The 26,006-nt window shown below is 72.1% G+C and carries 21 protein-coding genes; 5 read left to right on the top strand and 16 right to left on the bottom strand.

What is annotated here, in order from left to right:
* Positions 1-43: 43 nt before the first annotated feature.
* Positions 44-613, bottom strand: a complete 570-nt coding sequence (locus JYK04_RS36880) for a TetR/AcrR family transcriptional regulator (RefSeq protein WP_189745343.1) — start codon at positions 611-613, stop codon at positions 44-46.
* A 172-nt stretch (positions 614-785) separates the two neighbouring features.
* Between JYK04_RS36880 and JYK04_RS36885 the strand changes: the two genes are divergently transcribed.
* The 3 genes from JYK04_RS36885 (at position 786) to JYK04_RS36895 (ending at position 4,307) form a co-directional block, all read left to right on the top strand.
* Positions 786-1,424, top strand: a complete 639-nt coding sequence (locus JYK04_RS36885) for a dihydrofolate reductase family protein (RefSeq protein ID WP_189745341.1) — start codon at positions 786-788, stop codon at positions 1,422-1,424.
* A gap of 195 nt (positions 1,425-1,619) precedes the next feature.
* Positions 1,620-3,464, top strand: a complete 1,845-nt coding sequence (locus JYK04_RS36890) for a glycoside hydrolase family 15 protein (RefSeq protein WP_189745339.1) — start codon at positions 1,620-1,622, stop codon at positions 3,462-3,464.
* A gap of 21 nt (positions 3,465-3,485) precedes the next feature.
* Positions 3,486-4,307, top strand: a complete 822-nt coding sequence (locus JYK04_RS36895) for a class I SAM-dependent methyltransferase (RefSeq protein WP_189745336.1) — start codon at positions 3,486-3,488, stop codon at positions 4,305-4,307.
* 59 nt (positions 4,308-4,366) lie between these two features.
* Here the strand turns inward: JYK04_RS36895 and JYK04_RS36900 are convergent, their stop codons facing one another.
* The 7 genes from JYK04_RS36900 to JYK04_RS36930 form a co-directional block, all read right to left on the bottom strand.
* Positions 4,367-5,071: a CatB-related O-acetyltransferase gene (locus JYK04_RS36900; RefSeq protein ID WP_373297503.1), complete on the bottom strand. Its 705-nt coding sequence runs from the start codon at positions 5,069-5,071 to the stop codon at positions 4,367-4,369.
* Positions 5,072-5,106: 35 nt separating this feature from the next.
* Positions 5,107-6,153, bottom strand: coding sequence for a cytochrome d ubiquinol oxidase subunit II (locus JYK04_RS36905; protein WP_189745332.1), 1,047 nt, complete (start codon positions 6,151-6,153; stop codon positions 5,107-5,109).
* Positions 6,150-7,598, bottom strand: a complete 1,449-nt coding sequence (locus JYK04_RS36910; RefSeq protein ID WP_189745330.1) for a cytochrome ubiquinol oxidase subunit I — start codon at positions 7,596-7,598, stop codon at positions 6,150-6,152. The genes JYK04_RS36905 and JYK04_RS36910 overlap by 4 nt, the downstream gene beginning before the upstream one ends.
* A gap of 31 nt (positions 7,599-7,629) precedes the next feature.
* Entirely contained in the window at positions 7,630-8,424 is a 795-nt protein-coding gene (locus tag JYK04_RS36915) for an SDR family oxidoreductase (RefSeq protein ID WP_189745448.1), read from the bottom strand.
* 226 nt (positions 8,425-8,650) lie between these two features.
* Positions 8,651-10,231 carry a GMC oxidoreductase gene (locus JYK04_RS36920; protein WP_189745328.1) on the bottom strand — a complete coding sequence of 527 codons (1,581 nt, stop codon included), beginning with the start codon at positions 10,229-10,231 and terminating at the stop codon, positions 8,651-8,653.
* A 112-nt stretch (positions 10,232-10,343) separates the two neighbouring features.
* A complete protein-coding gene (locus tag JYK04_RS36925; protein ID WP_189745445.1) occupies positions 10,344-11,258 on the bottom strand; it encodes a cyclase family protein in 915 nt (304 codons plus the stop codon).
* 163 nt (positions 11,259-11,421) lie between these two features.
* On the bottom strand, positions 11,422-12,234 hold the full coding sequence (locus JYK04_RS36930; protein ID WP_189745444.1) for a M15 family metallopeptidase: 813 nt from the start codon (positions 12,232-12,234) through the stop codon (positions 11,422-11,424).
* Between the two features lie 231 nt (positions 12,235-12,465).
* On the opposite strand from JYK04_RS36930, the gene JYK04_RS36935 reads away from it, so the two are divergent.
* Positions 12,466-13,206 (top strand): hypothetical protein, encoded by a 741-nt coding sequence (locus JYK04_RS36935; RefSeq protein WP_189745326.1) that lies wholly within the window; start codon positions 12,466-12,468, stop codon positions 13,204-13,206.
* A 2-nt stretch (positions 13,207-13,208) separates the two neighbouring features.
* Here the strand turns inward: JYK04_RS36935 and JYK04_RS36940 are convergent, their stop codons facing one another.
* The 7 genes from JYK04_RS36940 to recQ form a co-directional block, all read right to left on the bottom strand.
* Positions 13,209-16,097, bottom strand: coding sequence for an NHLP bacteriocin export ABC transporter permease/ATPase subunit (locus tag JYK04_RS36940; RefSeq protein ID WP_189745324.1), 2,889 nt, complete (start codon positions 16,095-16,097; stop codon positions 13,209-13,211).
* Position 16,098: 1 nt separating this feature from the next.
* Positions 16,099-18,357: an NHLP family bacteriocin export ABC transporter peptidase/permease/ATPase subunit gene (locus JYK04_RS36945; protein ID WP_189745321.1), complete on the bottom strand. Its 2,259-nt coding sequence runs from the start codon at positions 18,355-18,357 to the stop codon at positions 16,099-16,101.
* On the bottom strand, positions 18,354-19,160 hold the full coding sequence (locus tag JYK04_RS36950; RefSeq protein WP_189745319.1) for an HlyD family efflux transporter periplasmic adaptor subunit: 807 nt from the start codon (positions 19,158-19,160) through the stop codon (positions 18,354-18,356). The genes JYK04_RS36945 and JYK04_RS36950 overlap by 4 nt, the downstream gene beginning before the upstream one ends.
* A gap of 103 nt (positions 19,161-19,263) precedes the next feature.
* Positions 19,264-19,503 (bottom strand): hypothetical protein, encoded by a 240-nt coding sequence (locus JYK04_RS36955; protein WP_189745317.1) that lies wholly within the window; start codon positions 19,501-19,503, stop codon positions 19,264-19,266.
* 408 nt (positions 19,504-19,911) lie between these two features.
* Positions 19,912-20,709: an N-formylglutamate amidohydrolase gene (locus tag JYK04_RS36960; RefSeq protein ID WP_189745315.1), complete on the bottom strand. Its 798-nt coding sequence runs from the start codon at positions 20,707-20,709 to the stop codon at positions 19,912-19,914.
* Positions 20,710-20,887: 178 nt separating this feature from the next.
* A complete protein-coding gene (locus tag JYK04_RS36965) occupies positions 20,888-21,400 on the bottom strand; it encodes an SRPBCC family protein (RefSeq protein ID WP_189745313.1) in 513 nt (170 codons plus the stop codon).
* 158 nt (positions 21,401-21,558) lie between these two features.
* Entirely contained in the window at positions 21,559-23,583 is a 2,025-nt protein-coding gene (gene recQ / locus JYK04_RS36970; RefSeq protein ID WP_189745311.1) for a DNA helicase RecQ, read from the bottom strand.
* A gap of 96 nt (positions 23,584-23,679) precedes the next feature.
* Here recQ and JYK04_RS36975 point away from each other — a divergent pair, with 96 nt between their 5' ends.
* Positions 23,680-24,897, top strand: coding sequence for a hypothetical protein (locus tag JYK04_RS36975; protein ID WP_189745309.1), 1,218 nt, complete (start codon positions 23,680-23,682; stop codon positions 24,895-24,897).
* Here JYK04_RS36975 and JYK04_RS36980 read toward each other — a convergent pair.
* Entirely contained in the window at positions 24,894-25,928 is a 1,035-nt protein-coding gene (locus tag JYK04_RS36980; protein ID WP_189745308.1) for an NADP-dependent oxidoreductase, read from the bottom strand. The two genes, JYK04_RS36975 and JYK04_RS36980, sit on opposite strands and share 4 nt — an antisense overlap.
* Positions 25,929-26,006: the final 78 nt, after the last annotated feature.

Consider the following 26,006-nt stretch of genomic DNA (forward strand, 5'->3'; position numbering starts at 1 on the left):
GTGTGCGGGGGTGTACGGGGGGTGGACGGGGCGGCGCAGCCGGTCAGGGGGCTGCGCGGTGCCGCAGCACGGCGTCCAGGGATTCCAGGGTCCAGATCCAGGATTCCTGCGAGTCGACGGCCGTGTGACTGAAGCCGCCGGCCGCCTCCAGGCTGACGTAGCCGTGGAAAACGCTGCCCAGCATGCGGACCGCGTGCGTCTGGTCCGGCTCCGCCAGGTCGTAGCCGCGCAGGATCGCCCGCGTCATCTGCGCGTGGCGCACCCCCGCACTGTCGGCCGCCGTCTGCGGGTCGAGCCTGAGCCGGGCGGCGTCGTAGCGGCCGGGGTGCGCCCGGGCGTAGTCGCGGTAGGCGTTCGCGAAGGCGATCAGGGCGTCCTTGCCCGCACGGCCGGCCACGGCGGCGGCGACCAGGTCGGCGAGTTCCTCCAGCGCGAGCAGGGCGATCCTGGTCTTGAGCTCGTGGGAGTTCTTCAGGTGCGAGTACAGGCTCGCGACCTTGACGTCGAACCGCCGGGCGAGCGCCGACAGGGTCACCTGGTCGAACCCGGCCTCGTCGGCCAGTTCCGCCCCGGCCAGGGTCAGCCGCTCCGGGGTCAGCCCCACCCGCACCATAACCTTCACCTTCCTTCGATCTGGCTTCAGCCATTATGTATTTACCTAAAGACTATAGGCAACTGCCGGCGTCGGGCGAATCCGGTTCCCGCGCGGCGATGAGTCCGCCGGTGCCGACCGGTCTATCTCTTGACGGAGACAACGGAGACAACGGATTCATCGGGAGTGAGCCATGGGCCTCATCCACATCGAGCTGTTCGCGACCCTGGACCTCGTCGGGCAGGCGCCCGGCGGCCCCGACGAGGACCCGGTGGGGTTCCCGTTCGGCGGCTGGCAGGCGCCCCTGCTGGACGAGGTCGCCGGGGCGCAGGTCGGTGCCGCGTACGAGGGCACGGACGCCCTCCTGCTCGGCCGGCGGACGTACGACATCTTCGCCGCCTACTGGCCCCATCAGGAGGGTGGTGAGGACAATGAGATCGCCACGCTCTTCAACCGCGTCCCGAAGTACGTGGCCTCCCGCGGCAGGCCCGACCTCTCGTGGGCCGGGTCCACACAGCTCGGCCCGGACCTGGCCGGCGCGGTCCGCGAGATCCGTGACCGCCACGAGCACGTGAAGGTCGTCGGCAGCCTGAACCTCGTGCAGACCCTCCTGCGCGACAAGCTCTTCGACCGCCTCGACCTGTGGCTGCACCCGATCGTGCTCGGCGTCGGGAAGAAGGTGTTCGACGGCGGTGCGGTGCCCACCAACCTCACGCTCCTCGCACCCCCGGCAGCCGGCCCGAAGGGCACCGTCTACCTGCGCTACGGGCTCGCCGACGGCATTCCCGCGACGGGGGACATGAGCGCACCCGACCGTGGTGCCGGTGGCTAGGCCGTCTCTTCCGGATCGTGCCGGGCGACAAGATCCGGAAGAGACGGCCTAGCCGCCCCGCCGGGCCGATCGGGGGGACCTCCTGCGGCGTACGCCGTGGAGGTCCGGTTCGGCGGGACGGTGCCGCGGGCCCGGCATACGCTGGTTCGGGGGGCCGAGATCCGGGTGGCGACGCATGCCGGAAGGGACGCCCTGATGGACGAGTACCCGCTGATCGAGAACCACGGCCTGATAGGTGATCTGCAGACCGCGGCGCTGGTGACCTCCGACGGAGTGGTCGACTGGTTCTGCTGCCCGCGCTTCGATTCGCCCAGCGTGTTCGGAGCCCTGCTGGACAAGGGCAAGGGCGGCCATTGCGCGGTCCGCCCGGCTCACACGACCTACGCGACCAAGCAGTTGTACCTGCCCGACACCGCGATCCTGGTGACCCGCTTCATGACCGAGGCCGGCGCCGGGGAGGTGGTCGACTTCATGCCCCTGACCGGCACCACCGTCACGGCCCGGCACCGGCTGGTCCGCATGGTCCGCTGCGTGCGCGGCAGCATGAACTTCGACGTCGACATCGCGCCCCGGTTCGACTACGGGCGCAAGTCGCACGACCTGAACCTCACGGAGAACGGGGCGGTGTTCACCGCCGACGGCACGAACCTGACCGTGCACACCATCCGGGAACCGGACGACGAGCGGCTCGGCCGACTCCTCAGCGCCGGCGAGCGCGACCTGCATCTCACCCTGCGCCTCACGGCGGGCCAGCAGCGCGGGCTGATGCTGGAGTCGGCCGCCGACGGACCGCCCCGGCAGATCCGCCTCGCCGAGTACGAGGAGCTCTTCCAGGCCACCATCGACTACTGGCGGAAGTGGCTCAGCACCTCCCGCTACACCGGCCGCTGGCGCGAGGCGCTGGAGCGCTCCGCCGTGACCCTGAAGCTGATGACCTACGCCCCCACCGGCGCGGTCGTCGCCGCCCCCACCACCGGACTGCCCGAACAGCTCGGCGGCGAGCGCAACTGGGACTACCGCTACACATGGATCCGGGACGCCTCGTTCTCCGTGTACGCCCTGCTCGGCATGGGGTTCACGGAGGAGGCGAAGGCGTTCATCGGATGGCTCGGCGACCGGATCGCGGAACGGGCGGGCGGCGAGGGGGACACCGGGCCGCTGAACATCATGTACGCGGTCGACGGCTCCTCCGACCTGAAGGAGGAGACCCTGGACCACTGGGAGGGCTACGAACGCTCGTCGCCCGTCCGCATCGGGAACGGAGCGGCCACCCAGCTCCAGATGGACATCTACGGCGAGGCGATGGACAGCATCTCGTTCGCGCAGAGGCACGGCATCCACCTCGGGTACCGGGGCTGGACCGGCCTGATCCGCGTGCTGGAGTGGCTGGCGGACCACTGGGACTCGGCCGACGAAGGGCTGTGGGAGACCCGTGGCGGGGCCCAGGACTTCACCTACGGCCGTGTGATGTCCTGGGTGGCGTTCGACCGTGCGCTGCGGCACGCCGTATTCAGCGGCCGGCCCGCACCGGTACTGCACTGGAGCGCCACCCGGGACCGGATCTTCCAGCAGGTCATGGAGAAGGGGTGGAACGAGGGCCGCGGCGCCTTCGTCCAGCACTACGGCAGCGAGGTCCTCGACTCCTCGCTCCTGCGCATGCCGACCGTCGGCTTCCTCACCCCGCAGGACCCGATGTGGGCCTCCACCCTCGACGCGATGGAGCAGGAACTGGTCAGCGACAGCCTGGTGTACCGCTACAACCCCGAGGCGTCCCCGGACGGCCTGCGGGGCTCCGAGGGCACCTTCTCGCTGTGCACCTTCATGTACGTCGACGCACTCGCCCGGGCCGGACGGATCGACCAGGCCCGGCTGGTCCTGGAGAAGATGCTGGGCTACGCCAACCACCTGGGCCTGTACTCCGAGGAGATCGACCTGACCGGCCGCCAACTGGGCAACTTCCCGCAGGCGTTCACCCACCTCGCCCTCATCGACGCGGCGATCACCCTCGACGCGGCCCTGAACCGGGGCTCCACTCCGTAGGGATGACCGTAGGCTGGGCGGGTGACGACCACCGCATCGCAAGAGGCGTTCCTCCAGGCGTTCCACGCGGAGTACCCGGCAGTGACCGCGGAAGCACTCGGGACCGGCCGCGCCCCGGACGGCCGGTCCAGCTATGAGCTCTTGTGCGATCGGGTGACCGGAAGCACGCGCGTGCTGGATCTCGGCTGCGGCGACGGCTTCCTGCTCGAACTACTGGCCCGAAGGGCCGGGAGGGAACTCGCCGGGGTGGATCTTTCGGCGGACTCCCTGGCGCTGGCACGACGCCGACCGGCGCTGGCCGAAGCCAAGTTGGAGGAAGGCCGGGCCCAGGAGCTGTCCTTCGCCGACGACAGCTTCGACGCATGCGTCTCCCACATGGCGCTGATGCTGATGGGCGAGATCGAACACGTCGCGTCCGAAGTCGCGCGCGTGCTGTCTCCCGGAGGGGTTCTGGCCTGTGTGGTGGGGGGCGGGGCCGTGGGCGGAGAGGCCTACGAACGGTTCCTCGCGCTGCTGCGGGCCGCGATCGAGGAGGTACCGGCCGCACAGCGCATCCCGGCGTTGGGGGACAGCAGGGCACGCAGTCGCGAAGGGCTCGATGACGTCCTCGGACCCGCGGGCTTCACGGCAGTGGACTGGGAGACCGTCCCCATCGACCTGAGCGGACCGGTGGAGCAGGTCTGGTCCGCTGTTTCCGGCCTCTACGATCTCGGCCCGCTCGATCGCGCGACGGTGGAGCGTCTGCGCCGATCCTTCTTCGCCGAGGTGAGGGACATGACGACGCCGGACGGGCACGTCCCCTGCGCCTTCAACATCCACCTCGCGACGGCGCGCCTGCGCTAGGCCGTCTCTTTCGGATCGTGCCGGGCGTCGCGGGCCCGGCAGGATCCGGAAGAGACGGCCTAGGACCCTCCGGTCCGCTCAGGCTCGGGGGCGGCCTCCTCGAGGGCGTGGACGGTGCCCGACATGACGGTCCGGATGTGTGCGGTGAGGTGGGCCGGCGGCCAGTCCCACCAGGCGATCGAGAGCAGGCGGGCGATCTCGTCGTCGGTGTAGCGGGTGCGGATGAGGCGGGCCGGGTTGCCGCCGACGACGGCGTAGTCGGGGACGTCGTCGACCACGACGGCACCGGAGGCGATGACGGCTCCGTGCCCGATGCGCACTCCGGGCATCACCATCGCGTGGTAGCCGAACCAGACGTCGTTGCCGACGACCGTGTCCCCCCTGCCGGGCAGGTCGGTGAGCAGGTCGAAGTGCTCGGCCCAGGAGCCGCCCATGATGGGGAAGGGGAACGTGGAGGGGCCGTCCATCCGGTGGTTGGCCCCGTTCATGATGAACCGGACCCCGGTGCCCAGCGCGCAGAACTTCCCGATGACCAGCCTCTCCGGCCCGTAGTGGTAGAGGACGTTCCTGGTCTCGAACGCGGTCGGGTCCTCCGGGTCGTCGTAGTACGAGTACTCCCCGGCCTCGATCAGCGGTGACGTCAGCAGCGGCTTCAGCAGCACCACACGCGGCTGGTCCGGGAACGGGTGGAGCACGGTCGGGTCCGCGGGAAGACGGTTCACGGCGGTCGCTTTCGGTACGGCGATGGCTGGTGAGGGCTCCATTCTGCGCGTGCCGTACGGGCTTTCGGCGGACCGGGTCAGGCCCCCGGTTCCGGATCGCCGCCGCGGCGCAGGTCGGCGTCGGTGAGGGGTTCCAGTGTGCCGCGGGTGTCGAGCCGGTACAGGAAGGCCACCGCCGGGAAGACCAGGACCGCGGCCACGACGGTCACGATGAGCAGCCAGTGCAGGGTGCTGGGCGCGCCCGCCGCCTCGGCCACCGTCAGCCGGCCCGGAATGAGGTACGGGCGCTGCGCCACGCCCCACGCGATCACGGCCGAGGCCATGAGGACGACGGCCGCCGGCCGGGACCACGCCCCGGAGGTGCGCAGCAGCAGCCAGGCCGTGACGAGGGTGGCCAGAACGGCCAGGACGAGCAGGGCGAGCCCGGCGCCGTGGGTGAGGCCGTGCCACAGGTGGGGGGCGTCGGCGTGGGCCACGACCAGGGTGACCGCCCCCAGCACGGCGAAGGCGGCGAGGGTGGCCAGTGCCCGCCGCCGGAAGTAGGCGTGCAGGTCGGGGGCTTCGTAGCGGACGGCGTCCGCGGCCAGGAACACCGCCCCGAGCAGCGCCGTCCCGACGACGGCCAGCAGGCCGAAGAAGACGGAGGTCGGGTTGAACCAGGCGTGCGCCGTCGGCTCGGTGCCCGGTCCCACGCGCCCCGAGGCGATCCCGCCCGCGGCGGCACCGAGGAAGAACGGGGTGAGGAGCGAGGCGATCGCGAACACGGCGCCGTAGACGCGCCGTCCGGCGATCCTGCGGGTCGGCTTGCGCAGCGCGAAGCCTGCGCCGCGCAGCACGATGCCGATGACGGCGAGGGCCAGGGGCAGCCACATCGAGGAGAACACGGTCTGGAAGAACTCCGGGAACCCGGTCCACATGATGACCAGGACGAAGATGAGCCAGACGTTGTTGACCTCCCAGACCGGGGCCATGGCGTGGTCGATGAGCCACCGCGGGCGCTTGCCGCGCTCCGCGCCGCCCGCCGTCAGGTCCCAGAAGCCCGCCCCGTAGTCGGTGCCGCCCGCGCAGGTGTAGGCGGCCACCGCGAGGAGCAGGACGGCGGCGACCACACCGGCCGCGGTCACGGCCTGCCGTCCTCGGTCGGTGCCGCGACGGCGGAGCGGGGGCCGTAGGGGGTGTCGGTCTCGGGTGTCGTCATCGTGTCCGCCTCACGGCTTCGTTCGTCGTCCAGGCGCCATCGGGTGCGCATCTTCAGCAGCACGGCCAGGAAGGAGCCGAAGATGAGCACGTACACGACGACGACCACGGCGAACATGGTCCACAAGGAGCCGGCGCGGGCCCCGGTGACCGCTTCGGCTACCCGCATGTTCTCGTAGACGATCCACGGCTGGCGGCCCACCTCGGTGGTGATCCAGCCGCACTCGACGGCGATGACGCTGGCCACGCCGGCGCATGCGGCACTGCGGTAGAACCACGGCGAGGCGGGCAGCCGGCGGCGGCGCCACCACACGAACGCGTACCAGACGACGAGCAGCACCAGCACCGAGCCGATGCCCACCATGATGTCGAAGGTCCAGTGGATGAGGGTGGCCTGGGCGACGGTGGGCCGGTTCTCCGCCGGTACGGACGTCAGGCCGTGCACCTCGGTGTCGGGGCGGAAGCCGGCCAGGATGGAGTCGAGTTGCGGGATCTTGATGCCGCCGGTGACGGTCCCGTCGGGGTGGAGGCGGCCGAAGAGGTACTCCGGGACGTGCGTGTCCGTGTTCCAGACGATCTCCATCGCCGCGAACTTGACCGGCTGCTTCTGGAACACCGCCCGGGCGATGGCGTCGCCCAGCATGAACTGGACGGGCGTGAACACGGCCGCGACCGTGAACGGAACGGTGAAGCCGAGCCGGTGGTAGCGGTCGCGGCGCCCGCGCAGCCAGCCGACGGCGTAGACACCGGCCACGACGTATCCGGCGGTGAGCAGCATCGCCACGACGAAGTGCCAGTACTGCGGCCCGAACATCGGCGTGAAGATCGCCTTCCAGACGTCCACGTCGACGGGATTGCCCTCGGAGTCGAGGGAGAAGCCCCGCGGGGTGTTCATCCAGGAGTTGGCCGCCAGGATGCCGAAGGCGCCCAGCAGGGCCGTCGCCGGCAGCGGCAGCCCGAGGAGGAAGTGGGTACGGGCGGGCAGCCGCCGCCACCCGTAGAGGTAGATCGCGATGAGGACGGCCTCCAGGAAGAAGGCCCATGCCTCGACGCCGAAGCCGATCCCGAACACGTCGCCCCACCGGCCCATCAGCCCCGGCCACAGCAGGCCGAACTCGAAGGACAGGACGGTGCCCGTGACGACGCCGATGGCGAACTGCACCGCCATGACCGCCGACCAGCGGCGCGCCAGCAGCAGGGCGGTCGCGTCGCCCCGCCGCAGCCCGTAGCCGTGCATGATCAGGGTGATCAGCGGCAGCGCCACACCCATCGGCACCAGGATGATGTGCGAGGCCAGGGTGAAGGCCATGAGCGAGCGGGCCGGCAGCATCTGAGGCGGTGCCTCCGCCAGCAGGTGGAGCGTGGTGTGCATGCGTCCCTCCGCGGGGCCGAGCGGATGGAGGTCAGCCGCCGGTGGCGAAGCCCGGGAAGAGGGTCATACCGCCGTCCACGTAGAGCGTGGCTCCCACGACGTAGTCCATGAGGTCGGAGGCGAGGCCGACGGCCGCGTGGGCGATGTCCTCGGGGTCCCCGACCCGGCCGTACGGGATCAGCTTGAGCAGGTCCTGCTCGGCCTGCTCGGTGTCCCAGGCACTGCGGTTGATGGGCGTCCGGATCGCGCCGGGGGCGATCGCGTTGACGCGGATCTTCTGCGGGGCGAGCTCCTGGGCGAGGGTCTCCATCATCATCTGCACGCCGCCCTTGGAGGAGGCGTAGTTCACGTGCCCGGCCCAGGGGATGATCTGGTGCACCGAGCTCATACAGATGATCTTGCCGGCGGAGCTGGAGACCTCCGGGACGACCCCGCGCCGCAGGAACTCCTTCGTCGCCTCGCGGGCGCACAGGAACTGTCCCGTCAGGTTGACGTCGATGACCTTCTGCCACTGGGCGAGCGTCATCTCGGTGAAGGCGGAGTCCCGCTGGAGGCCGGCGTTGGCGACGAGGATGTCGATGGTCCCGAACTCCTCGACCATGCGTTCCGTCATGGCCACGACCTGGCCCTCGTCGGACACGTCCGCCTCGTACGCCGCCGCGCGCACCCCGAAGGAGGCGATCTCCGCGACGACCTTCTCGGCCTCCTCCCGTCCGGCCACGTAGTTCACGACCACGTCCGCCCCGGCCCGGCCCATGCCGATCGCCGTGGCCTTGCCGATTCCGGAGTTCGCACCCGTCACCAGTGCCTTCTGGCCCCGGAGCAGGTGCGCGGGGATCACGCCCCGGGGTACGCCCTCGGTCGAGCTCACGACGGACTGCCTCCTTCGCACCGCCACCCCGTGCCGTCGGGGCGACGGCACCCCGGCGGGTCCGGCGTCACCCAATCACCGCCTCCGGAGCGCGGCGGCCCGCTGCGGCCCGCGTTGCGCCACCCGGCGCAGGATCTTCGCCCGGTCGGCGGTGTCCGCCGCCGCGGTGCCCCGACTCCGGTCAGCCCATCCGTTCGAGGAGGTGGTCGCCGACCCGCAGGGCGTTCGCGATGGCCGTCAGGGACGGGTTGACCGCGCCGATGCTCGGGAAGAAGCTCGTGTCGACCACGTACAGGTTGTCCAGTTCGTGCGCCTTGCAGTGGAGGTCCAGGGCCGACGACGCCGGGTCGGTGCCGAACCGCACGGTGCCGGCCTGGTGCGCGGTGGCCCCGATCGGCATGCCCTTGTGCAGGTACAGGCTGTGGTCCAGCAGGTGGTGCTCGTGCATGCCCAGGCGGCCCAGCATGCTCTGGAGCTTGTGCCGCAGCCGCTTCAGGCCGGCCGTGTTGTGGGACTCGTCGAGCGCGAGGTGGATGCGGCCGTCGCCGTCCAGGGTGACGCGGTTGTCGTCCAGCGGCAGGTCCTCCCCGCACAGCCAGAAGTCGACCGCGTGGTGGGCCATGACCTCGAAGGGCATGTTCGGGGTCACCGCTCCGGCCCAGCGCGGGGCCTCGCCGTGGATCTGCTCGGCGTCCGACTTGCCGAGCATCTGGATCCCGCCGAGGGGGTAGTCCCAGTCGTCCGCGCCCAGGTACCAGTCGTGCAGGGCGAGGGTCTTCTGGAACTGCGTGTCGTTCGGCTCCCTGGAGACCGCCATCAGGGCCAGGTTGTTGTGGCGCATGTAGAACCGTCCGACCACGTCCGAACCGTTCGCGAGGCCCCGCGGGTGCCGGTCGTTCGCCGAAGCGAGCAGCAGCGCAGCCGAGTTGACCGCGCCGCAGGCCACGACCACCAGGTCGGCGGAGAAGCGGGCCTCCTCGCCGTCGGCGAGGCGGGCGACGACCGCGCTGACCGTGCGTCCCGTCGGATCGGTCTCCAGCCGCAGCACGTGGGCATGGGTGACCAGCTCGACGCCGGGATGTTGCAGCGCGGGCTCCACACAGATCACCTGGGCGTCGGACTTGCCGCGGACCAGGCACGGGAAGCCGTCGACCCGGTTGCAGCGGATGCAGACGCTGGACGGGGTCGCCCGCCCGGCCGCGTCCTGGTCCAGGTCGACCCCGATGGGCAGGTGGAAGGGGTGCAGGCCCTGCTTCTCCAGGTCGTCGCTCAACTGCTGGATCCGCGGCTCGTGTTCCACCGGCGGGTGGGCGTACTGGGCACTCGCCGGACCCTCGGTGGGGTCCTCGCCGTGCCGGCCGTGCACCCGGTAGAGGTGCTCCGCCTGGGTGTAGTACGGCTCCAGGTCCTCGTAACGGAGCGGCCAGGCGGGCGAGATCCCGTCGTGGTGGCGCAGCTCCCCGAAGTCCTCCGGGCGCAGCCGGAACAGGGCCGCGCCGTAGAACTTGGTGTTGCCGCCCACGTAGTAGTTGACCTCGGGAGGGAACTCGCGGCCGTGCCGGTCGAACCAGAACTCGGGCGCGCGGTACTTCCCCTTGACGAACACGGCAGTGGAGTCCCAGTTGTCGCGTTCGCGGGGGAGGAAGCCGCCGCGTTCGAGGATCAGCACCCGTTTCCCGGACGGGGCGAGCCGGTGGGCGAGCGTGCCGCCTCCCGCGCCCGTTCCGATGACGATGACGTCGTAGTGCGGAGCGTCGTTCAACCGGATCACCGTCCTCGGCCTGCGGTGCCGCCGCCCGGACGGGCCTGTCGCGGCAGGGTCCCCCTTCGAACGTATACGCCCCCCGCCGGTGCGGCACCCGGGGATGCGCGGGTCACAGGACGGCGATCGGGTTCACCGGGGAACCGGTGGCCCCCGGCAGCCGTAGCGGTGCCACGGTGCACAGGAACCGCCAGCGCCCGAGCTCCGCGCACGCGTGGGCCAGTTCGTCCAGGTCCAGGTAGTCCATCAGGTGCATGCCCAGGGCGTGCAGGGCCAGGACGTGCACCGGGAAGGAGACACCGGGCACCGGACTCGGGGCCGTGTCGTTGTTGCCGTCCGAGCCGAGGACGGCGACCTGCCGCTCGGCCAGCAGCCGCATGCACGCGGGATGCAGGCCGGCCCGGGTGTGCGCCGCGTCCCACGCGCCGCTCTCCCGGCGCCGGCGCCGGTGTCCGACGCGTACGAGCAGCAGGTCGCCCGGACCGATCCGGACGCCCTGGGCCTCCTCGGCCGCCGTCAGCTCCTCGACGCCCACGAAGTCCCCCGGCTCCAGCCAGGGGACCCCGCGCAGCCTCGGGATGTCCAGCAGGATCCCGGGGCCGACGATCCCGTCGCACACCAGGTCGAGGGTGATGCCGAGGGCGGCGCCCGCCGCCAGACGGCTCTCCGGGACGCCGCCGTGGAGCTCGCCGTCGAACACGACGTGGCACAGTGCGTCGAGATGGCTGTGGGCGTCCCCGTGCACGTTCATGGCGAACCGGTCCAGGGCGAAGTGCACCCCCGGGGTTCCGGTCTCCGGCGCGGTCGGCGCCGTCAGCCGGTAGACGGCGGGCTGTGGATCGTCCGGCCCCGGCTGCGTCTCGATGGGGGCGGCCAGCGACACGGTGCGCCCGTGCCGCACGTCGGCCGCGGCCGCGGCCACGCGCGCCGGGGTCAGGTGGGCGAGGGTGCCGCGCCGGTGCTCAGGGCCGGCGGGTGCCCGCCGGCCCAGCTCGGCGTGCAGGGACCGGAAGGCCGCCTCGGTCATGAATGGCGAAACCGTCCGGTCGGGCGTCGGGTCGTCGTCCGTCACGCGGGTCCTCCCGGTCTGCCGAAGGCCCCGCCTCCACTGTCCGCCGCCGCGGCGTCCCGTGCATCCCGGCGGTCCGGCGCCGGCCCAGCGGCCCGCCGGACCGCGGCGCACGGCTTCCTCAGGAGCGGTGTCCGGCGACCGACCGGTGCGCGACGGGGAAGTCGAAGTAGGTGTCGGGGAACAGCTCCGGCTTGTGCGTGAAGTGCCACCACTCCTCGGGCAGGTTGACGAAACCCTCCGCCGCCAGGGCCGACCTCAGCAGGTCCCGGTTGGCGCGCTGTGCCCCCTGGACGCGCGGGTCGTCGGTGTGCGACAGCGTGTCGAAGCAGTCGAAACCCGTACCCATGTCCACCGAGTTGTCCGGGTACCGCTCCGCCCGGGGCGCGTAGCAGGGCACCGACTCCTGACCCGGCCGCGGGCGGGGCGCCGGCAGCGCCGGCAGCCGCACCAGCGTCACGTCCGTGGTGCTGCCCCGGCTGTGCCCCGACTTCCCGGCGATGTAGCCGTCCTCGAACAGCCGTGACTTGTCGACGCGCGGATAGAACTCCGCCTTCCGCCGCTCGTCGCCGAGGTCCTCGGCCCACCGTACGAAGTGGTCGACGGCCCGCTGCGGCCGGTAGCAGTCGTACACCTTGAGCGAGTAGCCCTGGCGCAGCAGGCGTACCTGGGCCCGGTGCAGGGCCTCGGCGGCCGGCCGGGTCAGGATGCAGACGGGCTGGCGGTAGCCGTCGATCGGCTCGCCGACGAAGTTGTGCGGACGCACGTACCGCATCTCCTGCAGGATCGTCGGGTCGACCGAGCTCAGAGCCACGAACGCGCGCGGCGCCTTCGCCGCGGACGGCGGTGCGCTCGCCCCGGCGGGGGTGGCGGCCACGGCCGCCGTCAGAGCGGCGGCGAGGGCCGTTACGGTCACGGCGAGGCGTGCCCTCATCGGCGGTAAGGACGTGGAACCGGTCATCCGGGCCTCCAGCGGCGGTGCAGTGGGGACGTGATCGGGCCCCATGCTGCCCGACGCCGGGCCCGTCCCGTCCGGATCCGGCCGGACCCGCCCGAACTGCGCCCGCCGCGGGGCGGACCTACGCTGATCAGGTGACCGGGTTGCGCCGGAGGAGCGGTGATGCCTGCCGCCGTACCGGACGCGGCCCGAGGGAGGTGGTGCCCGATGTCCGCACCCGGGGCGGCGGCGGCCCGCTGCGCGACCGCCGGAGCCGTCTGCCTGCTGGTGTTCACGGGCGGGGGCGTGGCCCGAGCCGATGACAACGGCATCGCCGACGACAGCGCCCAGGCCATCGCGCAGGCCTCGCGCAAGGCCATGGCCGAGGTCACCTCCATGCGCATGGTGGGCAAGGTGACCGACAGCGCGGGCACCACCAAGCTCGACCTGCGCTTCGACGAGCAGGGCGACTGCGTCGGCACCGTCACGCCCCCCGGCGGCGCGGGCACGGCCGCCGTCGTCAAACGCGGCGACGACGTCTGGATGAAGCTCGACGACGCCCTGCTCAGGTCCCAGGTACCGGGCCCGGCGGCCGACGACGCGATCGCGCTCATCAACGGCCGCTACCTGCACGGCACCACGGCCAGCCCCCTGCTGAGCGATTTCGCCCAGGTCTGCGACCTGGACTTCTTCAAGAAGGAGTTCTCCTCGAAGCCGCCGAGCGAACAGCTGGCCAAGGGCCCCCGGACCACCGTCGACGGCAAACCCGCCATCACGGTCACCAGCCGGCGCGGCAGCGCGACGGGCACGTACCAGGTCTCCACCGAGGACGAGCCGTACCTCCTGCAGGTACGGGGCACCGATGCGTCCGGCCGGAAGGTGGACGCCTCCTTCTCCGACTTCGACGAGCCCGTGTCGCCCAAGCCCCCGGCGCCGGCCGACTCGGTCGACCTGTCCGAGCTCCGGTAGCGTCAGCGCAGTTGGCGGCGGACCAGGCCGTGGAAGAGGCCGGTCGTGTCGGCGAGCAGTTCGGCGGGCGGGCCCTGCTGGACGATCCGGCCGTCCGACACGACGATCACCCGGTCGGCGTCCATGACCGTGGAGAGCCGGTGGGCGATCACGAGGCGGGTGGTCCGCAGGGCGCGGGTGGATTCGGTGACCACACGCTGGGCCTCGTTGTCCAGCGCGCTGGTGGCTTCGTCGAGGAACAGGATGCGCGGCTTGCGGATGAGGGCCTGGGCGATCATCAGCCGTTGGCGCTGACCGCCCGAGACGGTCCCGCCGCCGTCGGACAGGATGGTGTGCATGCCCATCGGCATGGCCTCGATGTCCGCCGCCAGGCCCGCCATCGCGGCGGCCTCCCACGCCTCCTCCGGCGAGAACGTCCCGGTGCCGCGGATGCAGTCGAGGATCGAGCCGGAGAGCGGCTGGGCGTTCTGCAGTACGACGCCGCACTGGCGGCGTACGGCCGCCCGGTCCAGCGCCGCCAGGTCCTGGCCGTCGTAGAGCACACGGCCCGAGACGGGCCCGTCGAAGCCGATGAGCAGCCGCAGCAGGGTCGACTTGCCGCAGCCACTGGCCCCGACGACCGCGACGAACTCGCCCGGTGCGATCCGGAGGCTGACGTCGTCGAGGACGAGCGGGCCGTCGTCGGCGTAGCGGTAGGACAGGTTCTCGGCCTCGATGGCACCGGTCAGCCGTCCCGGGCGGGTACTGGAGCGGTCCACCTCGGGGATCTCCCGCAGGAGCGGCCGGACCTGCTCGAACATCGGCAGGACCGATGCGGCCGAGAGGAGCGCCCCGGTCACCTGCGTGACCGACGACAGCAGTATCGTCAGCGCGGTGCTGAAGGTGAGGAACTCACTGGCGGACATGGCGCCGCGTGCCGGACCGGCCAGCAGGACGAACATCACCAGCGTGCACAGCGGCAGGTGGACGGCGCCGAGGACCGTGCTGACGTTCTGCGTCCGGCCGATGCGCTGCTGCAGGTCGCGGGTACGGGCGAACTCCCTCGCCCAGGCGGCGTACGCGAAGCTCTCGGCCGCGGCGACGCGGAGCTTGGGCAGGCCCCGCAGGATCTGGAAGGCCTGGTTCCCCAACCGGTGGCCGAGCGTGTTCAGCCGGCGCTCGTACCGCAGCTGCCACAGCCCCAGGCCCAGGAAGACCACCGCGATGACGACCAGCATGCCCAGCGCGGCCATCGCCAGCGGCACGCTGTGGACGAGCAGCAGTACGAAGCTCACCACGCCGACCGCGCCCGCCTGTACGCAGACCGGGCCGATGCCGGACAGCACGCGGCGCATCGCGCTGATGCCCATCGCGGCACCGGCCAGTTCGCCGGTGGAGCGACCGGTGAAGAACGTCGCCGGCAGGCGCAGCAGCCGGTCCCACACGGCCGGTTGCAAGGTGGCCTCGATACGGCCCTCCATGCGCAGGAGGGAGGTGTTCTGCAGCAGCATGAACACCGCCGCGACCACGGCGGTCGCGACCAGCGCCAGCCCCGTCCGCACGATGAGGCCGGTCTCGCCCTGCGGGACGTAGCGGCCGAGGACCTGGCCGGTGGCGACCGGCACCAGTGCCCCCAGCACCACCGCCACCAGCCCGCCCAGCAGCAGGCTCCGCAGTTCGGGGAAGGTGCCGCGCAGGGTGAACCGGAGCAGTGCGGGCAGGCCCACCCGCCCCTCGGGCAGGGGGCGGTACAGCATGACGGCGCGCGGTTCGAAGGCGGCTTGGCCGGCTCGCCCGACGCGCTCGCGCCTGCCGGTGGCGGGATCGACCGCCTCGTAGCCGCCGCGCCGCCACAGCAGGGCGACCGGCGTGCCGTCCTTCTCGCGCCGGCCCACCAACGGCCCGTGGTCCTCCCGCCACCAGCGCGCGCCGAGACCGACCGCGCGGGTGCGGATCCGCGACGCGAGCGCGATGCGTTCGACGGGATCCAGCTGCTCGGACGTGGTGCCCGCCCCGCCCGGTGGGGTCAGGGCGATGCCGGCCGCGCCGGCGACGACACGGCACGCCGCGAAGGTCGCGTCGGCGTCCGCGGCCCGGTGCCGGTCCCGGCCGCCGGTGCGGACGATGGACGCCAGCAGCGTCCGGTCCGCCTGGGTGCGGGCTGCCCGGCCGGCCTCGATCCCGGCGGCCGTGCGGTCCTCGTGGGCGCGCTCCAGCTGCTCGATCCAGCCGTCCAGGGCGTACAGCAGCCGGTACTGCTGGTCGACCATGCCCTGCCACATCGCCGCGTCGACGAGGAGGGTACCGACCGGCTCCGTCTCGTACTCGGCGCCGTAGCGCACGCTGCCGGGAGCGATCCGCATCCACAGGATGTCGTCGTCGGCTCCGCCGTGCCCGGCCGTGGCGGTGCCGGCCGGCGGCGCCTCGTGGAGCACGCGCAGACCCCGGCCGATGCCGCGCGCGAAGGCGTCCTCCAGCGGGCTCGGCCGTCCTGCGGCAGCGGCGCCGTACGGCCCTTCGCCGGCCTGCTGCGGGTACTGCGCGTCCTGCGGGTACGGCGTGTACTCCGCGGGGTACAGCTCCCGCAGCTCGATACGGCGCAGCCGGCATCCCTGCCGGGGCCGGCCGACCAGCGTGTGGTCAGGGCCCTCGGCCGGACCGAGCAGCAGCGTGCCCGGCTCCAGCCGGCCCAGGAAGTGCCAGTGCCCGCCCTGCGCGGCGTCCACCGCGAACAGGTCCAGCTCGCCCTCCACGACCAGCCACAGGACGAGCGGCCCTTCCAGGGACAGGCTGCGCAGCCCCGTGCAGTCCACCGGCGAGCCCAGTGCGCCCAGAGCCGCGACGACCGGATCCGGAGCTCCGGCCGGCGTACCGGTGGCGGCATCGGAGGTGCCGTGGTCCGTGTACGTCACCTCAGTGCTCCTCGACCAGCGCGGCGTACGGGCCCCGGGCGGCGACCAGCCGTTCGTGCCGCCCGCGTTCCACGACCGTGCCCCGGTCGAGCACGACGATCTCGTCGCTGTCGCGCACCGTGCTCAGCCGGTGGGCGATGACCACACAGGCACAGCCGCGGCGGCGCAGGTTGTCGATGACGAGCTGCTCGGTCACCGCGTCCAGGGCGCTGGTCACCTCGTCGAGCACCATGACGCTGGGGCGGCGCACCAGCGCCCGTGCGATCTCCAGGCGCTGGCGCTGGCCGCCGGAGAAGTTGCGGCCGTCCTGTTCGACGCGGCTGTGGATGCCACCGGGGCGGCGGGCCACCACGTCGTGCACGGCGGCGTCCTCCAGCGCGGCGATCACGGCTTCGTCCGTGATGGAGGGGTCCCACAGCGTGACGTTGTCGCGGACGGTGCCTTCGAAGAGGAAGACGTCCTGGTCGACGAAGGAGACGGAGGCGGCCAGCGCCCCGCGCGGGATGTCCTCCAGCCGCATCCCGTCGATGCGGATGGCCCCGGCCCACGGGACGTGGAGGCCGGAGACCAGCCGGGAGACGGTGGACTTGCCGCTGCCGGAGCCCCCGACGAGCGCGACCTGCTGCCCGGGCCCGACCGTCAGCGAGAAGTCCTTGAGCAGCGGGGCGTCCAGGGGGTTGTAGCCGAAGGTGATGCCGTCCAGCTCCACATGGCCCTTGAGGCGGCGGGTGGAGGCCGCGGGCTCGCGCCGTGAGTAGACCCGGTCGACCGGGAAGTTCTCGACGTCCTTCAGCCGGGCGATGTCGGCCGCGAAGTCCTGGATCCGGCCGGCGACGCCGCCCAGCCGCGCGACCGGGGCGGTGAAGCCGGTCACCAGGGCCTGGAAGGCGACGAGCAGCCCCACGGTGAGGTGGCCCTCCACCGCGCGCAGGCCGCCGATCGTGAGGATCAGCGCGCTGTTGAACGCCGCGAGGGTGGGCGCGACGATCGCCAGCCACGCGCTGGGCACGCCGAGCCGCTGCTGCACGTCGAGGGTGACCGCGTGCTGTCCGGCCCAGCGGCGGAAGAAGCCGTTCTCGCCGCCCGTCGCCTTCATCGTCTCGATGAGCTGGAGACCGCCGTACGCGGTGTTGGTCAGCCGGGCGCTCTCGGCGCGCAGCTTGCCGGTACCGGTGGCCCGCAGCCGGATCGCGATCCGCAGGGCGACCACGTTGAGCAGCGCCACGGCCACGCCGACGAGGGTGAGCTGCGGATCGTAGGTCCACAGCAGCACGGCGTAGAGCACGACCACCACGGCGTCCACGGCGGCGGCGGACAGGTCCCGGGCGAGGGTCTCGGCGACGGTGTCGTTGGACTGCAGGCGCTGGACCAGGTCGGCCGGGTTGCGCTGGGAGTAGAAGGTGACCGGAAGCCTGAGCAGGTGCCGGAAGAAGCGGGCACTGCTCAAGGTCGAGGCGATGATGCGCCCGCGCAGCAGGTTGGCCTGCAGCAGTGCGGTGAGGGTCGCGGTGAGGACGAGGGCGACCGCCATCGAGGCGAACAGCACGCCGAGCAGGGAGGTCTGCTCGCCGATGAGGAACATGTCGATGTACGTACGGCTCAGGGCCGGTACCGCCGCCCCGACGGCGACCAGGAGGAGGCTGGCGGCCACGGCGGCGGCCATGGTGCCCGAGGTGCCCCGCAGGCGGGCCGGCACGGCCCCGAGGACACCCGGTCCGCGGCCACCGCGGCGGAACCCGTCGCCGGGCTCGAAGGTGAGGACGACCCCGGTGAAGCTGGTGTCGAACTCGTCCATGGGGACGAACCGGCGGCCCTTGGCGGGGTCGTTGACGTACACGCCCCGGCGGCCGAGCCGCCGGGCCGTGCCCTCGTAGACGACGTAGTGGTTGAACTCCCAGAAGAGGACGGCCGGGGCCCGCACTTCGGCGAGCGCGGCCAGGTCCATCTGCATGCCCTTGGCCGTCAACCCGTACCCACGGGCGGCCCTGAGGAGGTTGCCGGCGCGGGAGCCGTCGCGGGAGACACCGCACGCGATGCGCAGCTCTTCGAGCGGGACGAAGCGGCCGTGGTGGCCGAGCACCATGGCCAGCGCGGCGGCGCCGCACTCCACCGCCTCCATCTGCAGCACGGTGGGGGTGCGTACGGGTCGGGGCGTCCTGCCCCTCGGTACGGGCGCGGATGCGGCCCTGCGGCGGGAACCGCCCTTCGGCCCGGGGCGGTGGCGCCGGCGCCCGGCGGGAGGCAGGTGCGGCGCGGTCACGGCAGCAGCCAGTCGACCGGGCGCTGGGCGGCGAGGCGGACGGCTCCGGTGACCGGTGTCCTCGAATCGACGGCGTACGGGGGCCCGTCCGCGGAGGACCACCGGTAGCCGGAAGGGGTGGCGGAGGACCGTTCGAGCCGGACGACCACGGCCACCGGGCTGCCGTGGCGGGAGAACTGTTCGGCGAGCCCGCTGTCGCCGAGGAAGCCGCCGATCTGCGCCCGTGTCAGGGGTGCGCGGCCGACCGCCGTGACGCGCCCGCGCAGCATGCCGAACCGCTGCTGGGGGACGGACTGCACGCTCAGGTCGACCGGGGCGCCCACGGCGATCGCCGAGCCGCCGGCGCCCGGCACGTACAGCACGGCCACCAGCGGGTCCTGCGGGCCCGTCGCGCGTTCCACGGTGGCCACGTCCGCACCCGTGGCGACGACCGAACCCACCTTGGCCACCAGGGTCGTCAACCGGCCGCCGGCCACCACGCGCACGGGCCGTTCCCCCTGCTCCGTACGGACGTTGAGCAGGGGCGCACCGGCGGCCAGCAACTGGCCCTCCTCGGCGAGGACTCCGGTCACCTGTCCCGCGACCGGCGTCTGCAGCACGTAACTGCCCTCGGCCCGGGTGAGGATGCCGGATGCGCTCAGCTTGGACGACACGGTCCCGGTGAAGGCCCAGTAGGTCGCGGCCGCCATGACGGCGATCGTGACGGCGAGGACGAGTCGCCCCTGCGGGCGGGCCAGACGAACCGGCAGATCCAATTCCTCGGGCGATTGCAGCTTGGAAAGAGCCTTTTGGCGAAACTGCACGGACTTGTTCCTTCAGCTGCATTCGTATCGTCGGGCGGACATACGGGCGGCCGTGAACCCCGGAGCCGTGGGGGATGATCCGGGGTTCACGGGTTGTTTCCGATCAGAGACCGGCGCGACCGGAGTTCACCGAAACGCCGGTGACGCCCGTGACGAGACCGGGGACGTGGGACACGATGTCCGTCGCGGCCCGGACGGTGCCGAGGGAGCCCACGACGCCGACGACATTGCTGACATCGCTGGTCACGGCGCCGGCCAGGCCGCCGGACACGCTGATGACGCCGCCGGACACGGCGTCCAGCTCGGTGTCGTCGATCTCACGGGTCTCAAGGTCGTTACGCATGGCGCGCACCTTTCATTGGGGGGAGGAATTCATCGCCGCGCGGCGGGCGGCGCGAAACTCGGCCGCCTTCCTGACTGCTGCGATGCGCAAGATGAAAGCACGCGAACGCACCCCCGACCCAATCCCGTTGACTGCCCGTCACGTGCGGACAGCCGCCTCTGCGAATGGACGTGGAGCTTGATTCACCGAATGGTGGCGACTTCTTCACAGGATCGAGTAACAGAAAGAGGCGGTGTGCTCCTTACAAGGAACCGAACGGGATGAACGACCACCAAGTGGATCGGACATAGCCCGACAAACCGCAGTGCGGGGGAGGTTGGCTGTCGAGATCGCGGACGCGATGTGCAGGTTTCCCGGGGGTGCGCGAAGTGTCGAGCCCGTCACGCCCGGTGCGCCCCTGTCCGACGGCTACGGGCGCACGGCGTCCACGAGTTCCGCCAGCGCCGCCGCCAGCGCGACGAGGCCGGAGCCGGCGGGACCGCCGGGCTCGGACATGTACACGTCGCGGCGGATCTCGACCATCAGTGCGCCGACCCGCGGGTCCTTGGCGTAGTGGTCGAGCGGCACGTACGTGCCGGCGAAGGGGCTGTCGAGCCCCGTGCCGCCGAAGCCCGCGAACGCCTTCTCGGCCGCCGCGAGGAGTCCGGGCTCGGTGTGGAAGGGGTCCGTGCCCAGGCAGATCGGGGGCCGGGGGCCGGCGCCGTGCAGTTCGTACGGGAGCGGCTCCGTCGGGTACGAGTGCACGTCGATGATCACGGCGCGCCCGACGGCCTCGAGCCGGTCCGCCACGGCTCGCGCCATCGCGTCCGCGTACGGGTGGAAGTAGCGGTCGATCAGCGGCCGGCCGTCGAAGCCGTCGGCGCGCAGGCGCTCGCGGTGGGTGGTGCGCGTGTACACCGCTCCCATCCCCACGGCCAGCATCTCCTCGCGCTCGTCGGGGAAGCGCTCGGGGTCGACGACGAGGCGCGACAACCCGTTGACGAACCGCCACGGCGTGACGGCGGCTCCGGCGGCGGCCGCCGCGGCGATGTCCGCGGTGTGGGAGTCGGTGATGTGGTCGAGCTCCCGCTCCAGCTCCCGGTCGTCCAGGAGGATGCCGCCGCGGACGGACTCCGGTATGACGCGCGAGGAGTGCGGCACGTGCAGGATCACCGGCGACGTGCCGGCGCCGGGCAGGATCCGGAAGGGCTCGGGCGCATGGTTCATGTGTGTTCCTCGGTGAGGCGGGACCCGTGAGGGCGTGACGGCCCCATCCTCCCGGCGCCGGGCCGGAAGTCACCGTTCCGTTCGCCGCCCGGAGGCCGGTGTCCCCCTGGGTGCCACGCCCGCACCGGCCCTGCGCACCACCGGGGTCACCGTGTGTCGGCCCTGCGCACCACCGGGGTCACCGTGTGTCGGACGCCGGCTCCAGAACCCGCTTGAGGTTGCGCAGGGTGGTGCGGATGTTCCCGCGCTGGAAGTCGGCGAAGGTGTGTCCCCGCGTCGCGATCCGGTCGAAGGCGTGGGCCGCGAAGTCCGGCCACGAGCGCCGGTCGTCGGTCCACGTCTCGGTCACCCGGGTGCCCTCGGGGACCGGCTCGAACCGGTACTCCCAGGTGGCGATGGAGCCGGGCACCCGCGGCCGCCGGATCCCGATGGCGTGCACCCGGAACCGGAACAGCCGGTCCTGCTCGACCGCCGTCACCGTGCAACGGGTGGTCCAGCGGAAGGCCCCGCGCTTGTTCCGCCCGTCGAAGACCGTCCCGACGCGGGCCTCCCCGGCATCTCCGTGCACGGTGGCGCCGAGGTTCTCCGGGCTCCAGTCGCCCATGCGGGTGGGATCGCAGACGTGCCGGTAGACGTCGGCGGGGCTGACGCGGACCACGATGCTGTCGGACACGGTGAACGTACGAGGCATGGCTCCCCCTCTCGGCGGACGACGCTACCGTCCCCACGGACCCTGCGGCTACCCCTCGGTAACTTCATGTGGCCGAACGCGGGCGACCCGGCTCCGGTACTCCCCGCCGGCCGGCGGCGAGGAGCGTCGGTTCCGGGCGGGGAGCACGGCTGAACCGGCTACTGCCAGTCGTCCCACGGCGGCGGAGCCATCTCGTCCAGGTCGAAGGGCGGCTCGTCCTCGTCCGGGGCCGACGCCGTGGGCGGTGCCGCGGGCCGGGCGGCCGGGAGAGCGGGAGCTGCGGACCCGGACCCCGCCGGGGGAGAGGCCGCTGCCCCGCACTCCGCCAGGGTGTCGAGGACGCCCTCGGCGTACTTGGCGAGCTTGGCCTCGCCGATACCGCCGATCGTGCCCAGCTCCTCCGCCGTCGCGGGCAGCCGCGTGGCGATCTCCCGCAGCGTGGCGTCGTGGAAGACGACGTACGCCGGTACGCCCTGCTCCTTGGCCGTCTCGGCCCGCCAGGCGCGCAGGGCCAGGAAGACCGGCTCGGCCGCGGCCGGCAGGTCGACCGGCACACGGGCGCCCTTGCCCGAGCGCGATCCGGACTCCTTGCGGGCGGGTCCGGCGGGCGTCTTCTCCTTCCGCATCGGAACGCTGCGGCGCCCGCCCAGCACCTCGCCGCTGTCCTCCGTCAGCACCAGCGTCCCGTACTCGCCCTCCACCGCCAGCAGCCGCTGCGCCAGCAGCTGGCGTACGACGCCCCGCCACTCCGCCGTGCCCAGGTCCGCCCCGACGCCGAACACCGAGAGCGCGTCGTGGTCGAACTGGATGACCTTGGCCGTCTTCTTGCCCTGGAGGATGTCGATGATCTGGCCGGCGCCGAACTTCTGCCGCCGTTCGTTCGCCAGCCGCCACACGGTCGACAGCAGCTTCTGCGAGGCGACCGTCGCGTCCCAGGACTCGGCCGGTGTCAGACACGTGTCGCAGTTGCCGCACGGCGCGCCCGACTGGCCGAAGTACTCCAGCAGCCGCACCCGGCGGCAGTCGACCGTCTCGCACAGCGCGAGCATGGCGTCCAGGTGCATGCCCAGGGAGCGGCGGTGCGTCTCGTCGCCCTCGGAACCGTCGATGAGCTTGCGCTGCTGCACCACGTCCTGCAGGCCGTACGCCAGCCACGCCGTGGCCGGCTCGCCGTCGCGGCCCGCCCTGCCGGTCTCCTGGTAGTAGCCCTCGACCGACTTCGGCAGGTCGAGGTGCGCCACGAAGCGCACGTCCGGCTTGTCGATGCCCATGCCGAAGGCGATCGTGGCCACCACCACGACCCCGTCCTCCCGCAGGAAGCGCGCCTGGTTCGCCGCGCGCGCCCGGGCGTCCATGCCGGCGTGGTACGCCACGGCGTCGATGCCCTGCTCCACCAGGAAGGCGGCGGTCTTCTCCACGGAGGCCCGCGAGAGGCAGTAGACGACCCCGGCGTCACCGGCGTGCTCGCTGCGGATCAGCTCCAGCACCTGCTTGAGCGGGTTGTTCTTCGGGGCGATCCGGTACTGGATGTTCGGCCGGTCGAAGCTGGCGACGAAGTGCCGGGCCTCCTCCAGGCCGAGCCGCGCCACGATCTCGGCGTGCGTGGCCTCGGTGGCCGTCGCGGTCAGCGCGATCCGCGGCACCTTCGGCCAGCGCTCGTGCAGCATCGACAGCGCGAGGTAGTCGGGCCGGAAGTCGTGACCCCACTGGGCGACGCAGTGCGCCTCGTCGATCGCGAAGAGCGAGACCGTCCCCCGGTCGAGCAGCCGCTGGGTGCTCTCGGTGCGCAGGCGCTCGGGGGCCAGGTAGAGCAGGTCCAGCTCGCCGGCGAGGAACGCCTGCTCGACGGCCTGCCGCTCGTACGGGTCCTGCGTCGAGTTGAGGAATCCGGCCCGCACCCCGAGGGCGGTCAGCGCGTTCACCTGGTCCTGCATCAGCGCGATGAGCGGCGAGATGACGATGCCCGTGCCTTCTCTGACGAGTGCCGGGATCTGGTAGCAGAGCGACTTGCCGCCGCCGGTCGGCATCAGTACGAGGGCGTCACCGCCGCCGACGACCTGCTCGATGATCTCCTGCTGCTCACCGCGGAAGGAGCCGTAGCCGAACACGCGGTGCAGTACCTGCAGAGCGTCGGAGGTCTCCGAGGTCTCGGAGGTGTCGGGGGAAGCGTCGGGGAGTGCCATCCATGAAGCCTATCGACACCCACCGACACCGGATCCCGTCCGCCCGGATCCGGAAAGGGGAGGGCCCCGCCCGGCGACGCCGGGTAGCCTCCCCGGATGGCGGCGAAGACGATCAAGAAACTGACCCCGGAAGCCGGGCGGACCGACACCGCGGGCCTGCGCGCGTTCGACGCGGACGCCCTCGCGAGGTGCGCGGCCGACGCGGCCCAGCCGTGGTGGCGCCGCCAGGCCTGCGCGGAGGCACTGGCCGGACGGGTGCCGGAGCGGCGCGTGCCCGAGCTGATCGCCCGCGTCCAGGACACCGGCGACGTGAGCCATGTACGCATCGCGCTGCTGGGCCTGCTCGCGGACCGCTCCGAGCTGCTGCCCTGGCTGCGGCACGAGGACCGGCAGCAGGACGGCGCGTACGGCATGGCCGAGGCGGTTCTGGGGGCCCGCGGCGCGCTCGGCGACCTGACGGCGGCGGGCGCCCTGGCGACGCTCGCCTTCAACCCGTGGCGTCACCGGCGGGAGACCGGCGAGGCGGGGCTGGACGCACTGGCCGCCCGGTACGGGTGCGAGGCGGTGCTGGCCGAGCTCGACGGGGCCCGGCCCGAGGACCGCTCCACCGGCGTCCGCCTGCGCCACCACGCCGGCGAGGACGTCACCGACGCGCTCGCCGATCCCGACCGCGCGGTCGCGTACCGCGCCCAGGAGTTCCTGACCGACCCCGAACGGCTGCGCGGCTACCTCGCCGGGGCGCCGACCGAGGAAGCGAAGCTGTGGGCGGTGTACGCGCTGCACCGGCTGACCGAGGACACCGCCGAGACCCGGAGGCTGTACGAGGAGCTGGGGCGGCCCCGCGTCGAGGTGCCCGGCCTGGACGAGGAACTGCGCACGGCGATCGTCCACGAGTACGGGCAGTGGGCCGAGGAGCGGAGCGATCCGCGGTGGCGGATCGAGGCCGTGTGCGCGGAGCCGCCGCAGGCTTACGACCCGGCCGGGCCGCTGCTGCGGGCCACGGCCGCCCTCACCGCCGCGGGCCTCGCGCCGAAGCCGCCGGTCTCCTGCGGAGAGGACAACGGGTCGGGGGACGGCACGTACCACGTGATCGGCTACGGCGAGAGCGACGTCGCGGTGTTCATCAGCACCCTCGGCCGGTTCGCGACCGGTGACGACGAGGATCCGGACGTGCGCCGAGCCCTCGAATCCGCCGGGTTCCGCTGGATCGACCGCGCCGTCGCCTCGATCGAGGTCACCGGCCTCTGCGTGTACCACTTCGGCAGCCGTAACCCGTTGAAGGTCGACACCCTGCTCTTCTACTGGCAGGACTAGAGGGACCGTGTGGCCCGTCCCTGGGCGACCGTGAGCACGATCTTGCCCTGGATGTGCCGTCGGGCGGCGCGTTCGTGCGCGGCTCGGGCGTCCGCGAGCGGGAACGTGCTGTCGATCGCGACGCGGACCGTGCCCGTGTCGAGCAGGCGCCCCAGCTCGGCGAGCTGCGCGGCGTCCGAGCGGACCTGGGTGCCCGTGACCGTGACGCCCAGCTTCGCGGTCTCTTCTTCGTCGAATTCACCGAAGAACACGGGGAAATGGGAGCCGCCGCGCTTGAGCGTGCGCAGGAACCGCTTGCTGTGGGGGCCGCCTACGGCGTCGACGACGAGGTCGAGGTCGTGCGCGAGTTCCTCGGGACGCTCCTTGGTGTAGTCGATGAACTCGTCGGCGCCGAGCCCACGCAGGAACGCTTCGTGCTTGCCCGACGCCACCGCGATGACACGTGCCCCCTGCCACTTGGCCAGCTGCAGGGCGAAGTGCCCCACGCCGCCCGCAGCGCCGTTGATGAGCACCGTCTTGCCGGTGTCGAGTGGCACCGGGCGATGCTGCGCCGCCTGGAAGGGCGAGGGGTGATCGTGTCCGAGCTCGATCAGGAACTGCCACGCGGTGAGCCCGGCCATCGGCGCCCCGGCAGCGTGCACGTGATCGATGTGGGCCGGCTTGAGTGCGAGGTCCGAGGCGGGCGCGGCTACGTACTCGGCATAGGTGCTGCCGTCGAAGCCGGGGAAGCGAAGGAGGCCGAAGACCTCGTCACCGACGGAGAAGTCCGCCACGTCCGCGGCGACGGCCTCGACGACACCGGACAGGTCCGTTCCCGGAACCACGGGCAGGCTGAACTTCGGTCTCACCTCAGGAGGCAGGTTGGACATCCCGTCCCGCAGGTACCAGTCCGGGGGGTTGACGCCGACGGCGTGCACACGAACGAGCACCTCACCCGGCCCCACCTCGGGGACGGGCACCTCTTCGTATCGCAGGACTTCAGGGCCGCCGTGCTCATGGAGCCGGATCGCCCTCATCGTGTGTGCCGACATCGTTTTCCTCCGGCCCGCGCTGCGGGATAGGCTTAACGGATCAGTGATCCATATAAGTGGACCACTGATCCGAATATA

It is taken from the genome of Streptomyces nojiriensis (assembly GCF_017639205.1).
In the GTDB taxonomy this organism is placed as follows: domain Bacteria; phylum Actinomycetota; class Actinomycetes; order Streptomycetales; family Streptomycetaceae; genus Streptomyces; species Streptomyces nojiriensis.

Excerpts from the sequence above, each read along its gene's own strand:
- JYK04_RS36880 (WP_189745343.1), bottom strand. The coding sequence starts at position 613 with ATGGTGCGGGTGGGGCTGACCCCGGAGCGGCTGACCCTGGCCGGGGCG.
- JYK04_RS36885 (WP_189745341.1), top strand. The coding sequence starts at position 786 with ATGGGCCTCATCCACATCGAGCTGTTCGCGACCCTGGACCTCGTCGGG.
- JYK04_RS36890 (WP_189745339.1), top strand. The coding sequence starts at position 1,620 with ATGGACGAGTACCCGCTGATCGAGAACCACGGCCTGATAGGTGATCTG.
- JYK04_RS36900 (WP_373297503.1), bottom strand. The coding sequence starts at position 5,071 with ATGGAGCCCTCACCAGCCATCGCCGTACCGAAAGCGACCGCCGTGAAC.
- JYK04_RS36910 (WP_189745330.1), bottom strand. The coding sequence starts at position 7,598 with ATGCACACCACGCTCCACCTGCTGGCGGAGGCACCGCCTCAGATGCTG.
- JYK04_RS36925 (WP_189745445.1), bottom strand. The coding sequence starts at position 11,258 with ATGACCGAGGCGGCCTTCCGGTCCCTGCACGCCGAGCTGGGCCGGCGG.
- JYK04_RS36930 (WP_189745444.1), bottom strand. The coding sequence starts at position 12,234 with ATGAGGGCACGCCTCGCCGTGACCGTAACGGCCCTCGCCGCCGCTCTG.
- JYK04_RS36935 (WP_189745326.1), top strand. The coding sequence starts at position 12,466 with ATGTCCGCACCCGGGGCGGCGGCGGCCCGCTGCGCGACCGCCGGAGCC.
- JYK04_RS36955 (WP_189745317.1), bottom strand. The coding sequence starts at position 19,503 with ATGCGTAACGACCTTGAGACCCGTGAGATCGACGACACCGAGCTGGAC.
- JYK04_RS36960 (WP_189745315.1), bottom strand. The coding sequence starts at position 20,709 with ATGAACCATGCGCCCGAGCCCTTCCGGATCCTGCCCGGCGCCGGCACG.
- JYK04_RS36965 (WP_189745313.1), bottom strand. The coding sequence starts at position 21,400 with ATGCCTCGTACGTTCACCGTGTCCGACAGCATCGTGGTCCGCGTCAGC.
- recQ (WP_189745311.1), bottom strand. The coding sequence starts at position 23,583 with ATGGCACTCCCCGACGCTTCCCCCGACACCTCCGAGACCTCGGAGACC.
- JYK04_RS36975 (WP_189745309.1), top strand. The coding sequence starts at position 23,680 with ATGGCGGCGAAGACGATCAAGAAACTGACCCCGGAAGCCGGGCGGACC.
- JYK04_RS36980 (WP_189745308.1), bottom strand. The coding sequence starts at position 25,928 with ATGTCGGCACACACGATGAGGGCGATCCGGCTCCATGAGCACGGCGGC.